Source organism: Acinetobacter sp. TUM15064 (genome assembly GCF_008980265.1).
In the GTDB taxonomy this organism is placed as follows: domain Bacteria; phylum Pseudomonadota; class Gammaproteobacteria; order Pseudomonadales; family Moraxellaceae; genus Acinetobacter.
On sequence record NZ_BKFU01000028.1, the window covers coordinates 25,881 to 39,394 of the forward strand.

14 protein-coding genes and 2 pseudogenes are annotated in these 13,514 nt (G+C 40.8%); 12 read left to right on the plus strand and 4 right to left on the minus strand.

Features of this window, described 5'->3' with window-relative positions:
• The first annotated feature begins 1 nt into the window (after window position 1).
• The 10 genes from GBI16_RS10055 (at window position 2) to GBI16_RS10100 (ending at window position 7,455) form a co-directional block, all read left to right on the plus strand.
• Window positions 2-604 (plus strand): histidine phosphatase family protein, encoded by a 603-nt coding sequence (locus GBI16_RS10055; RefSeq protein WP_086208364.1) that lies wholly within the window; start codon window positions 2-4, stop codon window positions 602-604.
• A complete protein-coding gene (locus tag GBI16_RS10060; RefSeq protein WP_086208363.1) occupies window positions 604-1,347 on the plus strand; it encodes an adenosylcobinamide-GDP ribazoletransferase in 744 nt (247 codons plus the stop codon). The genes GBI16_RS10055 and GBI16_RS10060 overlap by 1 nt, the downstream gene beginning before the upstream one ends.
• A gap of 275 nt (window positions 1,348-1,622) precedes the next feature.
• Window positions 1,623-2,600 carry a KpsF/GutQ family sugar-phosphate isomerase gene (locus GBI16_RS10065; protein WP_086208362.1) on the plus strand — a complete coding sequence of 326 codons (978 nt, stop codon included), beginning with the start codon at window positions 1,623-1,625 and terminating at the stop codon, window positions 2,598-2,600.
• Window positions 2,601-2,603: 3 nt separating this feature from the next.
• Entirely contained in the window at window positions 2,604-3,143 is a 540-nt protein-coding gene (locus tag GBI16_RS10070; protein WP_086208361.1) for an HAD family hydrolase, read from the plus strand.
• Between the two features lie 34 nt (window positions 3,144-3,177).
• The gene (gene lptC / locus GBI16_RS10075; RefSeq protein WP_086208360.1) at window positions 3,178-3,720 is read left to right on the plus strand and encodes an LPS export ABC transporter periplasmic protein LptC; all 543 of its coding nucleotides are present in this window, start codon (window positions 3,178-3,180) and stop codon (window positions 3,718-3,720) included.
• The gene (lptA, locus tag GBI16_RS10080; RefSeq protein ID WP_086208359.1) at window positions 3,710-4,276 is read left to right on the plus strand and encodes a lipopolysaccharide transport periplasmic protein LptA; all 567 of its coding nucleotides are present in this window, start codon (window positions 3,710-3,712) and stop codon (window positions 4,274-4,276) included. Before lptC ends, lptA begins: the two co-directional genes overlap by 11 nt.
• On the plus strand, window positions 4,276-5,022 hold the full coding sequence (gene lptB / locus GBI16_RS10085; RefSeq protein WP_086208358.1) for an LPS export ABC transporter ATP-binding protein: 747 nt from the start codon (window positions 4,276-4,278) through the stop codon (window positions 5,020-5,022). Before lptA ends, lptB begins: the two co-directional genes overlap by 1 nt.
• Before the next feature lie 261 nt (window positions 5,023-5,283).
• On the plus strand, window positions 5,284-5,880 hold the full coding sequence (locus GBI16_RS10090) for a YigZ family protein (protein ID WP_151707017.1): 597 nt from the start codon (window positions 5,284-5,286) through the stop codon (window positions 5,878-5,880).
• Window positions 5,873-6,484, plus strand: a complete 612-nt coding sequence (locus GBI16_RS10095) for a DapH/DapD/GlmU-related protein (RefSeq protein ID WP_151707018.1) — start codon at window positions 5,873-5,875, stop codon at window positions 6,482-6,484. The genes GBI16_RS10090 and GBI16_RS10095 overlap by 8 nt, the downstream gene beginning before the upstream one ends.
• Window positions 6,485-6,612: 128 nt before the next feature.
• Window positions 6,613-7,455: a universal stress protein gene (locus GBI16_RS10100; protein ID WP_110975168.1), complete on the plus strand. Its 843-nt coding sequence runs from the start codon at window positions 6,613-6,615 to the stop codon at window positions 7,453-7,455.
• 141 nt (window positions 7,456-7,596) lie between these two features.
• On the opposite strand, the gene GBI16_RS10105 is transcribed toward GBI16_RS10100, so the two are convergent.
• From GBI16_RS10105 to mutS, 4 genes are all read right to left on the minus strand, one after another.
• The gene (locus GBI16_RS10105; protein WP_151707019.1) at window positions 7,597-8,262 is read right to left on the minus strand and encodes an O-methyltransferase; all 666 of its coding nucleotides are present in this window, start codon (window positions 8,260-8,262) and stop codon (window positions 7,597-7,599) included.
• Window positions 8,263-8,394: 132 nt separating this feature from the next.
• Entirely contained in the window at window positions 8,395-9,114 is a 720-nt protein-coding gene (locus GBI16_RS10110) for a D-Ala-D-Ala carboxypeptidase family metallohydrolase (RefSeq protein ID WP_086208353.1), read from the minus strand.
• 131 nt (window positions 9,115-9,245) lie between these two features.
• Entirely contained in the window at window positions 9,246-9,569 is a 324-nt protein-coding gene (fdxA, locus tag GBI16_RS10115; RefSeq protein ID WP_010327061.1) for a ferredoxin FdxA, read from the minus strand.
• Window positions 9,570-9,776: 207 nt separating this feature from the next.
• Window positions 9,777-12,392, minus strand: coding sequence for a DNA mismatch repair protein MutS (gene mutS / locus GBI16_RS10120; RefSeq protein ID WP_151707020.1), 2,616 nt, complete (start codon window positions 12,390-12,392; stop codon window positions 9,777-9,779).
• Between the two features lie 210 nt (window positions 12,393-12,602).
• Here mutS and GBI16_RS10125 point away from each other — a divergent pair.
• Window positions 12,603-12,794: pseudogene (locus GBI16_RS10125) on the plus strand (hydrolase or metal-binding protein); the annotation flags it as partial.
• A gap of 260 nt (window positions 12,795-13,054) precedes the next feature.
• Window positions 13,055-13,387 (plus strand): annotated as a pseudogene (locus GBI16_RS10130) (hypothetical protein); the annotation flags it as partial.
• Window positions 13,388-13,514: the final 127 nt, after the last annotated feature.

Sequence of the window (13,514 nt, forward strand, 5' to 3'; positions counted from 1 at the left end):
GATGTTGTATTTAGATTTTCTGCGCCATGGCGAAACCAGCTTAAGTCATACCCTACGGGGTAAAACGGATGATGCTTTGACGGCGAAAGGTTGGATGCAAATGCAATCTACCCTCACGCAGACTGAGCAGGTTAGTCAGGCATGGGATGTCATTTATAGCTCACCGCTACAGCGCTGCCGTCTGTTTGCAGAGCAATGGGCCGAGCAAAAACAGCTTCCTTTGTTTATAGAACCGAATTTGCAAGAAATGAATTTTGGAGAATGGGAAGCTCAGCCGACTGAGCGACTTTATCAACTCTTTCCAGATGAGTTGGCCCAATTTTGGCAAACACCGTTAAGCTTTACCCCGCCTCAGGCAGAAAGCCTATTGGCATTTAAAAGCCGTGTTCTAAAGTCTGTAGAGAGGTTGACCCAACAAATGCATGCGCAGGGCTGGACACGTGCATTGATTATTTCCCATGCTGGAGTGATTAAACTCTTAAAATGCCAAGCGCTAAAACAGCATGATAATGATCTTTTAAAAATGTCAGCAGAGTTAGGGCAGTTGAACTGCTTTGTTTTTACTCAAGGGCAGCTTCAGTTTATTCAAAGTGAGGACGTGTAATGACACCTTTTTGGATTGCATTACAGTTTTTAACGACGTTTCCAGTTCGCTTAAGCGCAATGCCAACGCCTCAGCAAAATGCGCAGGCATTGTTGTTTTATCCTGTAGTGGGTTTGCTCATAGGAAGCATTCTGTATGGAATTGCCCTGTTATTACATGCTTTGCCAGTTGTGCTATTAAGCAGTGTAATTCTAGTGCTCTGGATTTGGCTGACAGGTGGTTTGCATCTGGATGGTTTGGCCGATACCGCAGATGCTTGGGTTGGTGGTTTTGGCGATAAAGCACGCACACTGGCGATCATGAAAGATCCGAGTTGTGGGCCTATAGGTGTACTCAGTCTTGTCATTGTGTGCCTATTAAAATGGTCGGTATTGTATGTGTTATTACAAAAACAGCTGTATACAGCGCTGATGCTTTTTCCTCTGTTAGGGCGTCTCGTACCTCTTTTTTTCTTTTTAAGCACAGACTATGTACGTGAAAAAGGACTTGGTAGCCAGTTGGGTCAACATTTAGCTCGACCAATCGCAATAGCACTTTTATTGCTTACGCCTTTAGTGGCCTTGTATTGGGCATGGATTGGAGTTGTTGTCCTTGCCTCATTTTATTTAGCATTGTGGTATTTACGGTGTAAATTTATACAGCGTATCGGGGGAGTGACAGGCGATACCATCGGGGCAAGTATTGAAATAATTGAATTAGCCACATTATTGAGTTTTGTGTTTGCTGTATTTTATTTAGCCTAACTATATCAACCAAAAAAAATCGTCGTTTGATGTAAAGCGATAGCAGGTCTTGATCGAATGGTAAAAGTATCAGTATAAAAGCGGACAATATAGATCATTAAAATAGAGATTCAATTGTTCGAATGGATCATTTGTAGATATGTTGTGAAAATCCAAAGATTTCCACGCTAGTTGACAACCTAGATATGATAAAATCTTGGAAATTATTTTTTATGTGATGGTAGTGTTTAATATCATCATGCAATTCAGGTAAAACAGCATTGAATTCTGAAAATATGTCAAATCCTATTGATTTCCAAAAAGTGGCTTTAGAAACTCTTGAGATAGAGCGACAAGCATTATCAGTTCTTGCACAGCAAATAGATGATCGTTTCACTCGTGCATGTGAAATTATTTTAAAGTGTAAAGGGCGTTTAGTCATAACTGGAATGGGAAAGTCGGGACATATTGGACGAAAAATGGCAGCTACGTTTGCTTCTACAGGCACGCCATCATTTTTCATGCACCCTGGTGAGGCTGGTCACGGTGATTTGGGGATGTTGGTTGCAGGCGATGTATTGATTGCGATTTCAAACTCGGGCAAGAGTGATGAAATTATGATGCTGATGCCTTTGATTAAATATTTAGGTGTGCCTTTAATTACCATCAGTGGTGATGAACGTGGACCAATGCCACAAAATGCTGATGTGGCGTTGACCTTAGGTGATATCCAAGAAGCGTGCCCATTGGGTTTGGCACCAACATCAAGTACCACAGCAACCTTAGCTTTGGGAGATGCATTGGCTGTTGCACTACTCGAAGCTCGTGGTTTTACGTCAGATGATTTTGCTCGTTCCCATCCCGCTGGCGCGCTCGGTAAACGTCTGTTGTTGCATGTGAAACATTTAATGCATACAGGGGATGAGTTACCAAAAGTGTCTCCAGATACAGCAATGAACAAAGTTCTTTACGAAATCTCAAACAAACGCCTAGGTTTAACCACAATTGTGGATGAAAATGATCGACTGTTGGGTATTTTTACCGATGGTGACTTACGTCGTTTGATTGATAAGCAACAAGGTTTTGATGTGAACTTGGCTGTGTCAAATGTGATGACTCAAAATCCACTGACAATTTCTGCCGAAGCACGTGCTGTCGAAGCCTTAGAGCGAATGAACGAAAAGAAAATTAACCAATTTGTCGTCGTTGATGATGCCAATAAAGTGATTGGTGTGTTGAGTATGCATGACCTGATTCAAGCTGGGGTGAACTAAGAAATGGCTTCTTATATTTTGTTAGAACAAGCACGTCATGTAGAAGCTCTAGTTTTGGATGTCGATGGTATTTTGAGTGATGGTTTTGTAACTTTAACCAACTCTGGGGACGAAATTAAATCCTTCGATATCCGTGATGGTTTAGGTATGAAACTGGTTCAGCAGGCTGGCGTGAAAGTGGTTATTATCACGGGTCGTAAGAGTCAGATCGTAGAAAAACGCATGTCTGATTTGGGCGTTGACCTTGTTTATCAAGGCCGTGAAGACAAAGGTGTGGCGCTACGCGAAGCTTGTGCAAAGTTCGGCATTGTGCCAGAGGACTGTTTGTATATGGGAGATGACTGGCCAGACCTATCTGCATTTGCGATTGCTGGTATGAAAGTTACAGTACCGAATGGTCACTTAGAGGTTCGTCGTCGTGCGGATTTAGTCACTCAAGCGATGGGTGGTCGTGGTGCTGTACGTGAAATTTGCGATATGATTTTACAAGCCAAAGGCGTATACGAAACTTTACTTGAAAAGTATACCGCAGTCCCGCATTAATCAGTATGCATGCATGAGAGTTTAGTTAACATTTATGGATACTAAAGTTTTATATATCACTGCCGTAGCGATTGCTGCTATCAGTAGTGGTTATTACTATTATAGTGGAAAGGGGCATAAGCTCGAAGTCGATTCTGCGCAGAGCATGACCTATTCTGCTGAGAAGATCCAGCTGACACAAACGGATGAGCGGGGAAATCTATACGTCCGAGCAAAGATAGATCGTCTTGAGCAAGATATGCAAAAGAAGACATCGAAGTTAGAAAACTTAAATGCTGAAATGTATAAAGCAGGAAAAGTCGATGCCATATTCTATGCAAAGCAGGCGAATGGCTCTAATGACAACGAAAAAGTCGTATTAACGAATCAGGTTGTTGCTCAAAAAATGTTAGATCATGGCCGTATGCAGTTTGAGACGGTCGAACTGACTGCTTTTCCAAAAACACGTGAACTTGAATCTCAACAGCAAGTGGTGGTCACAACACCACAAGCAGAATTTGTCAGTCAGGGTTTAAAAGCAAATTTAAATACGGGTCAATATGACTTTTTCCATATTCGAGGGAAGTATGAACCATAATCCAAAATTTTCTATTTCGAAAACTTTCCTCAAGCAAACGCTTGCACTGAGCTTAGGTGTAGCAGTTTCAACTTTTGCTTTAGCATTACCAAGTGATCGAACCAAAGCCATTTCATTGTTGGCGGATCGTGCAACCTTTAATGAAAAAACAGGAGTCACGACGTATACGGGTAATGTCATTATTGAACAAGGGACCATGAAACTTCAGGCCGACTCGATTGTTGCGAATTTGAACCAAAACCGTCAAATCAGTACCATTACTGCAAATGGCAAGCCTGCACGTTTTCAGCAGCAAGTCAGTACCAATAAAGGCATTGCCAAAGGTCAGGCGCAAAAGATTATTTATAATGCAGAAACAGGCATTATTACCTTATCAGGTAGTGCACTTTTGGAGCAGGATGGTGCCAGTATTCGGGGTAATACGCTGCGTTATAGTATGAACAAAGGGGATATTGAAGCGATTGGTACACCGAGTAGTGGTGGTTCATCGGGCGGTCGAGTTCAAATTGTGATTCCACCTTCAGCCTCTCAATCCTTCCCTGGAGCGCGTGACTAATGGAGCAAACTCTCAATCAGCCACAGACCTTATGCATCAAGCATCTTGCGAAGAACTACAGTAAGCGTTGGGTGGTAAAAGATGTATCTTTTAGCATGCAAAGTGGGCAAATTGTTGGCTTACTTGGACCAAATGGTGCGGGTAAAACCACTAGCTTCTATATGGTGGTTGGACTGGTACGCATGGATAAAGGTGAAATTCATCTTGATGACTTGGATATGTCTGATTTGGCCATGCATGAACGTGCGCGTAAAGGTATTGGTTACTTGCCGCAAGAGGCATCTATTTTCAGAAAACTCACCATTTCTGAAAATATTATGGCGATTCTGGAAACACGAAAAGATTTGAATAAAGAGCAGCGTAAACAACGTTTGCATGAATTATTAGCTGATTTCAAAATCAGTCATATTAAAGATTCATTGGGTATGAGTGTCTCTGGTGGTGAGCGTCGTCGTGCGGAAATTGCACGTGCATTGGCCGCTGATCCAAAATTTATGCTATTGGATGAACCGTTTGCTGGAGTTGATCCAATTTCAGTCGGTGATATTAAAGATATTATTACAACATTGAAACAGCGCGGGATCGGCGTATTGATTACAGACCATAACGTTCGTGAGACTTTAGCGATTTGTGAGCGTGCCTATATTGTCAGTGAGGGTGCGGTAATTGCTGAAGGTTCTCCTGATGAAATCTTAGCCAATGAAACCGTGCGCCAAGTCTATCTGGGTGATGACTTTACTGTATAAGTATTTGCTGCGCCAATTGGTCTGATTGGCGCAGATTTTGAGCTGAAATTTTAGAGTTATGGATATCCCATTTTGACTCAGTCACATAGCTCGTTCTTTTATTCTATGTTTGATCATAGAGCATTTGAAGCATCTTTTCCCTTGTATACTGCTATGCTGCCAATTTGATCATCGTGTTGGTTTGAAGTAATGAGCCATTTTCATACGATAGCTGATTGAAAATACGTTATAATTTTTTGTGAAATTTTTAAAAATTACGTTATGCCATTTACGATCTCTAGTTTAGTGAGCTATGAAGAAGACATCAAAAAAAGTCGTTTTCAAGCTTTTGCTGTGCCTGTTGAAAATGAACAGGCTGTTAAAGACTTTTTAGAGCAATATAAAGATATCAGCACCACACATCAGTGTTGGGCATGGAAAATTGGTCATAATGTTCGTTTTAATGATGACGGTGAACCATCAGGAACTGCAGGTCGTCCTATTTTAGCCACCATCGAAGGTAATGAACTAACGAATGTTTTGATTTTGGTCAATCGTTGGTATGGTGGTGTCAAGCTAGGCACAGGTGGACTGGTACGTGCTTATGGTGGAACAGCAGGACAGTGTTTACTGTTGGCTGAAAAAATCGAGCTCATTGAAAAGAAAAAAGTACATTTTGCCTGTCAATTTAATGAATGGGCAATTTTCCAGTATGAGCTAAATAGCGGGCAGATTGAGTTTAATGAGCAATATACTGCGGAGGGCGTGCTTGTAGAGGCATTATTACAAGTGCATCAGATTGAAGCGCTCGCAGTTAAAATACAAGACCTAACCCGTGGGCGTGAAGCATTAAAAATTGTGGATGACCATCATGACTGATCCCTTATTAAAATATCGTGAACAGCATAAGCACCGCTTAAATTATATGCCATGGTTGTATTGGTCACTCAAGCCTAAAAATCGGATGTGGGCTGAGGCATGGCAGCAAGAGTACCAAGCTTACTTAATGGAAATGGAAACCGTTGAAATTGGTCAAAACTGTTTTATTTCTCCATTGGCACACATTTTCGCAGAGCCAGGCCGCAAAATTATTATTGGGGACAACACGTTTATTGCGGCTGATTGTACTTTGCACGGGCCTTTAGAGATTGGCAGCGAGGTCGCAATCAACCATCATTGTATTTTGGATGGTGGCCGTGTGGGGATTAAGTTAGATGATCAAGTACGTATTGCAGCCTATTGTCACTTATATGCCTTTGATCATGGCATGGCACTCAGTGATCCGATCTATCAACAGCCTGTACGTTCAAGAGGGATAGAAATTGGACGAGATGTTTGGTTGGGGGCACATGTGGGCGTGAAAGATGGAGTGAAAATTGGTGCACATGCCGTGGTAGGTATGAATAGTATGGTGACCAAAGATATTGCGGAGCGATCCATTGTGGCAGGCAATCCTGCTCAGCTTATTCGTTTACGTGATTAAGACATCAAAGAATCTTGAACATTTATCAATACTTAATTACATAAAAATCTGCCATCAAAAAAAAAGATATGCTAAGTTTAGAACAACAATGAGACCTTATGCCAAATGCGGTGTAATGAGAGGCGATAATGAAACGAGTCATTGCATGTATTGATTCTTCCCCTTGTATCAATGCCTTAGCAGAAGCGTCTGCTTGGATTGCAAAACAAACAGGGCGTGAATTGGTCCTTTTACAAGTTTTGGATTATTACCCTGCAAGTTATCACTTGGGTGAAATTAGTGGGGTGATTGGATTTGAAAGCAATGCAATGTTGCTCAAAGAGCTAGCTGAGTTGGAGCAGAAACAAAGTGAACTTGCACTCAGTTATAGTAACAATCTACTTGATCATATTTCTAAACTCATTCTTGAAACACACGGCTTGCATACGACACATATTCAAGAAAAAGGAGACTTCCTCGAGCAAAGTTTTAACTTATTACATGAAGATGACATTGTCGTGATTGGTCGAGTCGGAGAAAAATCGGCTGAACGTAATAAACCACTGGGTAGTAATGTTGAAAACTTTATTCGCGGAGCAAAATGCACGGTCATGACCGTGGGTGATACATTCAAACCGCCTACACGTTTTATCTTTGCTTATGAATATTCTCCGACCTGTGTGAAGATGATGAAGCGAATTGCGCAAAGCGATTTACTGCGTCTTTTACAATGCCATTTAGTCTATGTTGGCGACCACCCTGAAATCCTAGCAGAGCCAGAACGTTATTTAAAAGAGGCGAATCTGGATGTGATTACTGAATACCGCTATGGCGATGTGGCTGAAAATATTTTGGAATATCAGAATGAGCATGGCATACAACTGATTGTTCTAGGGGCATTTAGCCACAGTAAAATTCATCAGTTCTTTTTGGGTAGCATTGCTACGACTATTTTTAGGAATGCCAAAGTGCCTTTATTGGTGGCACGCTAATATCGAGTGACTTCTCTAAATTGTGCCCCTTTTATCCATAGTTATCCGCATTAATTGTGGATAACTATATGGACAGTAAATGTAAGTTTATAATTTATATAAGCTTAAATTAATTGGGTATTTTTTAATCTAAGTTTTAGCTTATTTTACAATGGCTAAGGCAAAGCCATCATGTCCTTTGCTACCGACAGTTTGAATGGCGGTGCACGACAAAATTTTCGGATGATTTTGCATCGCTTTAAACATATCACGGATCCCTTCAATACTTGGCTTATGATTTTTAGGATTGATAATATCGCCTGCACGAATCACGTTATCAAGGAAAATCAAAGTACCTGAATGAGATAGCTTGAGGCTTAATTCCAAATACTCTGGGTAACTTTGCTTATCGGCATCAATAAAAATAAAGTCAAAAGGTTCAATGTCTGCGGGCAGCGATTTAAGGATATCTGCTGCGCGTCCACATTTGAGTTCAACGGTTTGTTTGAGCTGAGCTTTGTCGATATTTTCTTGACCCATCGCGGCATGCGTATCACGCCCTTCAATCGTTAAAATATAGCCGTCTTCAGGCAAAGCGCGCGCTAACCACATGGTGCTATAGGCAGCAAAAGTACCAAGCTCCAACACACGCTTACATTGATTCATTTGAATCAGCATTTGTAAAAGCATGCCTTGGTTGGGTGCAACAGCTAAGTGATCTGGAAAACCATGTTTCTCTGTATTTTTTAAAGTTTGAGTCAGAATGGGGTCTTCAGGAATTAAATGTGCGTCGATATAGTTATCAATCTCTGTCCACATTTGTTGCATAGCATGTTCACCTTGGTTGCGATGTGGAGCATTTTAAACTTTTATTTTCAGAGTGCAATTTATCCGACCGTATTTGTTTAAATCAATGCTTAAAAAAAGAGGTCTAATCGACCTCTTTTCCTTATAAAATAGTTAGTAATTACACATTGATGAATTTCGGCTAAGGTCAGGGCCCCATGTGCGATATCCTTGGGTATCAATGTGAATTTGACCAGATGCATATAAGCCTAAGCCCATGTTTAAGCTTTGTCCGTGTTGAGCCCAAAATTGGCATAGACGGAATTTAGTATTTTCAATATATGCATAATCTTGCGGCTGCGGGTTTTCAGGTCCGATTCGAAAATCTATAGCAGAATTGAATAAGTGGCGGGATGAGTTGGCACCCCCTGCACATTGGTTTAAAGGCAGATCACGATAAACTGAAGTAACTTCAAAATCGGTCAGTACTTTGGCTGCAACCAAATATTTAAACACTTTTAGAGTCGCAATTTGGTTTTTCCAAAGCTCACGGTTTGGAATCATATATTGTGAGCGACCACATTTTTGCCAGTCACGAGCGGTTCTGAGCAGTTCAAAGCTTGGAATGATATTCCCAACGCCATTACGTTCAAGGAAAACTTCATACTCACGTACGCGTGCTAGTGTGTCACCTACAGACATCCAAGCATTATAGGTATAAGGAATAATTTTAGGTGGTGCAGGGCGGTCAAAACTAATTTGCTCTTGTGGGATAAAAATACGTTTTCCATCGGGAGTCGTAATGGTTTTGCCTTTGTGAGATGAAGTCGTACAGCCAATCATCACCAAGGGGATTATGCTAACCGCAAATAATCCCTTTAAAAATTTCTTCATTATAGAAATCAAATATTTAAAAAATACGGCTATTATTTTAATCTATATTGATGGGGAAAATTTGGAAATATTGCAATCAAATGTGTGTTTTAGGTATAAAAAAAGATCAGCTTATGCTGATCTTTTTAGAGTTACTTTTCTAAGTATTGTAACTTATCTGTTTTACCGTTCCATTCTTCACGGTCAGCAGGTTGATCACCAATCTGGGTAATGTTTGGCCAAGTTTGTGATAATTCAGCATTCAGTTCGATAAAGACTTCTTGACCTTCTGGCAGTTCATCTTCAGAGAAAATTGCATTTGCAGGACATTCAGGTTCACACAGTGCACAATCAATACACTCATCTGGATTGATCACTAGAAAGTTTGGACCTTCATAGAAACAGTCTACTGGACAAACTTCTACGCAGTCTTGATATTTACATTTAATACAATTTTCAGTGACAACAAAGGTCATGGCGAAGGCTACCTAAAAATATGGTTCTAATAACTAATGTGTATTTTAGGCAAAAACGGCACCAACTAACAATTGCTTTTATTGATATTTGTTATATGCACGGCTGTTAAATTTGATAAAAACTGAACATTCTGCTGAAAACTGCTTTTGACAATAAAAAAGACCGTCATTTTGACGGTCTAAATGGGTGACAAAAATAGAAAACCACTATGAATGTAACTGATCTTTCAATGCATAAAGCTGTTGTAAAGCTTCACGTGGGCTTAAATTATCGACATCAATACTCTTGAGTAGTTCAAGTGCAGCTGAAGGTTTCTCAATTTCGACTACACGTTCAATTGTTTCAATTTCAGGTGCTTCTATTGCAGCAAACAAATCGTTTTGAACGACTTTAGGTTTTTGCAGTTGTTGTTTCTCTAAAATTTTCAGACGATTTTGTGCTTCTTTGATCACACTGGCAGGAATACCTGCCAATTTTGCCACTTGTAAGCCGTGACTTTGGCTTGCAGGCCCATGTTGGACTTTATGTAACAAAATCAGGTTGCCATTAAGTTCTTTTGCGGTGACATGGTAGTTATCAATAGCAGTTTCTTTGGCCAGCTCAGTTAATTCAAAGTAGTGTGTGGCAAATAAACATAAGCATTTAATGCGTTTGGTTAAGTCAAGTACGCAAGCCCATGCCAAAGATAAACCATCATAGGTACTGGTGCCACGACCAACTTCATCCATCAGAACCAGAGACTGATTGGTTGCATGATGTAGGATTTGCGATGTCTCAGTCATTTCCACCATAAAGGTTGATTTACCCGTAGATAGGTCATCGGCAGAACCAATACGGGTAAAGATTCGATCAATAGGACCTAATACTGCCGATTGGGCAGGGACATAGGAGCCACAATAGGCCAATAAGCTAATTAAAGCCGTTTGGCGCATAAAGGTTGATTTACCCCCCATATTAGGACCAGTAATAATGGCCATACGGTGGTTGAAATCAAGTGTCGTGTCATTCGGTGTAAATGTAGCTTTGTTCAATGCCTCAACCACTGGATGACGTCCAGCAATAATTTTAACCCCAATTTCTGGGCTATACTCAGGACGTGACCAATTGCGTAAGCGAGCCTGATGTGCAAAGTTAGCTAAGAGGTCGATCTGTGCAATAGCGCTGCTCATCATTTGTAAATGACCAATATCGGCGCGCAGTTCATCTAAAAGCATTTCGAACAGCATTTTTTCGCGGGCTAATGCACGGGATTCACTCGATAGCACCTTGTCTTCAAAGGTTTTCAGCTCAGGCGTGATATAACGCTCAGCATTTTTCAAGGTTTGACGGCGAATGTAGTGATCAGGCGCTTGCTCAGCTTGTGCACGGGTCAGTTCGATGTAGTACCCACTGACACGGTTATAGCCAATTTTTAAGGTCGAAATTCCCGTATTTTGACGTTCTTGAATTTCAAGGTCGATCAAGTACTGTCCCGCATGATCGCGGATTTTACGTAGTTCATCCAGTTCATGATCGAAACCTTCGGCTATTACATTTCCATCTCGTAAAAGCACAGGCGGATGTTCAACAATGGCGGACATTAAACGTTGATGTAAGCCATGGAAATCGCCCAACTCCTCATTCAATAGAGAAATGAGTGCGGACTGTTTACTTTGGATTACGGGTTGAATGGCATGACGTAAATAAGGGATTTGCGCACAGGCTTGGCGCAGTTGCACTAAGTCACGTGGACGGGCACTGCCTAAAGCCACGCGACTGAGAACGCGTTCGATGTCTCCAATTTCTTTTAAGACTAAACGGACTGGTGATTCATGGTAGCCATCTACAAGACTTTTAGTCGCGTCTAAACGTGCGTCTAAAAGCTTGGTGTCACGTAATGGTTGCATTAGCGTGCGGCTAAGTAAACGTCCGCCCATGGCTGTTTGACAGTCATTGATGAGTTGAAATAATGACGTGCCGTGTTCAAACAGAGGTTCAACCAACTCTAAGTTTCTACGTGTCACAGGATCAAGCGCAATGAAATCACTGCTTTGTTCCAACTGAATAGAGCGAATATGCGGTAAGGCTGTCTTTTGCGTTTCTTTGGCATAATGAATCAGCGATGCTGCTGCCGCTTTGGCAAGTGGCAAATGATCAATACCGAAACCTGCTAAAGTCGATACAGCAAACTGATCGCATAAGGTTTTTTGTGCGTTGTTTAGGTTAAAGTCGACATTCGGGCGGCGTGTTACCGGGCAGTCGAGCAGCTTTTTAATGTGTTCAATAATGTTGGGATCGACAATATTTTCATCGACCAAAATTTCACTTGGCATGAGGCGAGACAGTTCAATACCGAGTTGCTCAAGTTGAAACTCTTGTTGCTGAACTTTAAATAAACCTGCACTCAAATCTAACAGTGCAATACCAATTTCGTTTTGTTGTATGCAAAGCGCCACAAGGTTTGAACTTTGATGTGCAGTCAGTAAGGCATCATCGGTCAGTGTACCTGGTGTAATAATCCTGACAACACCACGTTCAACTGGGGCCTTACCTGTAACTTCGCCAATTTGCTCGCAAATGACGACTGTTTCACCTTTTTTTACCAAGCGCGCAAGGTAGCCTTCTGCTGCATGATAAGGAACACCTGCCATAGGGATGGGTTCACCATTGGCTTTGCCACGATGAGTCAGTGTAATTCCGAGAAGTTTAGCGGCCTTGTGTGCATCTTCAAAAAATAGCTCGTAGAAGTCACCCATACGATAGAACATCAAAGAATGCGGATGTTGCATTTTGACGCCCATGTACTGTTGCATCATCGGGGTGAGAGTGGATGTGTCAATCATTGAGTTATCTTGTTTCACTACAATAAAGCCTTTAAATTTAAACAGTTTTTAAAAAGATAACTTAATGGTAACTGTCTGATGTAATCCATGTTAGTTCAATGTAAACCTAGACTGTTGAGTAAATTAGTGTAGGTTTTAGTATAGGTTTTTATGCTAGCATACTCAGCATAAATGGTACCTAAGTCTATATTAACAAATTGCTCGTTAAATCAGTACAAAGAGCGCTGGGTGAAATATCCATTCGATGAACAACTCCGAGCTAAAGCACTCAATCAAAAACTCCGTAGTATTTTAGTAGGCATGCTCTTCAATGATATCGAGCTAAACCTACGTACTGAGTACAATCTTTTTGACCGTCATACAGAGCGTCCAGTGTGTATCGGCAATGGTGAAATATGTCAATTTAGTTGAGGCTGATGGGCTTGGCACAGTAATAGTCCTTTATTTCTTTGCCTTTATATAAGACGCTAGCACGAATAATGTTAGAGCATATAAATAACTGTGATGAATTTCACTGATTGAATTTAAATATTTAATATTGGTTAAAAGCATGAAATATTAATTATTTAAGTTCAAATTTTTAAACGTTCGATTTAAATTTTAGGTAAAAAACATATTTAAAGTGCCATAAACTAATAGCTTAATACTTGTGAATAAAAACAATACATATACATTTTACAATAGAAGATCAGGATCGTATTGAAGGTACTGGACCTATTCAGGTGGGATGGTTTCTAACGGATGATAAGGCGGCCATACTTTATGAACCTCCTTATCGCATTCGATCTCAATCACAAACGAAGCATGCCAAGTCAGCAAGCCGTTGTCCTGCGGTACTTCAGCTAGAAAGTAGATACTTTGTCATTAATTGTCCATTTGACTTTCATCTTCGTTTTGATCGGGATTCAAAAGGTAAGCCAACCTTGATAAATGTACTTGGTGAAGCATCACCAGTCCGTGGTAATAAGTTACGTGAACTTTTAACACTCGTGAATGGCTTTGTTGCATAAACATTCAAAAGCTGAGTTCTCCCCAATCCATTCAAATTTAAGACACAACTTGGGTGCGAGGTCTACCTAATTCCGTAAATCTATTCAGAACTGCCACACGCGCATGAATTTC

Bases quoted from the DNA above. Each gene is read 5' to 3' on its own strand.
- GBI16_RS10070 (WP_086208361.1), top strand. From the start codon at position 2,604: ATGGCTTCTTATATTTTGTTAGAACAAGCACGTCATGTAGAAGCTCTA.
- lptB (WP_086208358.1), top strand. From the start codon at position 4,276: ATGGAGCAAACTCTCAATCAGCCACAGACCTTATGCATCAAGCATCTT.
- GBI16_RS10105 (WP_151707019.1), bottom strand. From the start codon at position 8,262: ATGCAACAAATGTGGACAGAGATTGATAACTATATCGACGCACATTTA.
- GBI16_RS10110 (WP_086208353.1), bottom strand. From the start codon at position 9,114: ATGAAGAAATTTTTAAAGGGATTATTTGCGGTTAGCATAATCCCCTTG.
- GBI16_RS10095 (WP_151707018.1), top strand. From the start codon at position 5,873: ATGACTGATCCCTTATTAAAATATCGTGAACAGCATAAGCACCGCTTA.
- GBI16_RS10060 (WP_086208363.1), top strand. From the start codon at position 604: ATGACACCTTTTTGGATTGCATTACAGTTTTTAACGACGTTTCCAGTT.
- GBI16_RS10100 (WP_110975168.1), top strand. From the start codon at position 6,613: ATGAAACGAGTCATTGCATGTATTGATTCTTCCCCTTGTATCAATGCC.
- lptA (WP_086208359.1), top strand. From the start codon at position 3,710: ATGAACCATAATCCAAAATTTTCTATTTCGAAAACTTTCCTCAAGCAA.
- GBI16_RS10065 (WP_086208362.1), top strand. From the start codon at position 1,623: ATGTCAAATCCTATTGATTTCCAAAAAGTGGCTTTAGAAACTCTTGAG.
- lptC (WP_086208360.1), top strand. From the start codon at position 3,178: ATGGATACTAAAGTTTTATATATCACTGCCGTAGCGATTGCTGCTATC.
- fdxA (WP_010327061.1), bottom strand. From the start codon at position 9,569: ATGACCTTTGTTGTCACTGAAAATTGTATTAAATGTAAATATCAAGAC.
- mutS (WP_151707020.1), bottom strand. From the start codon at position 12,392: ATGATTGACACATCCACTCTCACCCCGATGATGCAACAGTACATGGGC.
- GBI16_RS10090 (WP_151707017.1), top strand. From the start codon at position 5,284: ATGCCATTTACGATCTCTAGTTTAGTGAGCTATGAAGAAGACATCAAA.
- GBI16_RS10055 (WP_086208364.1), top strand. From the start codon at position 2: ATGTTGTATTTAGATTTTCTGCGCCATGGCGAAACCAGCTTAAGTCAT.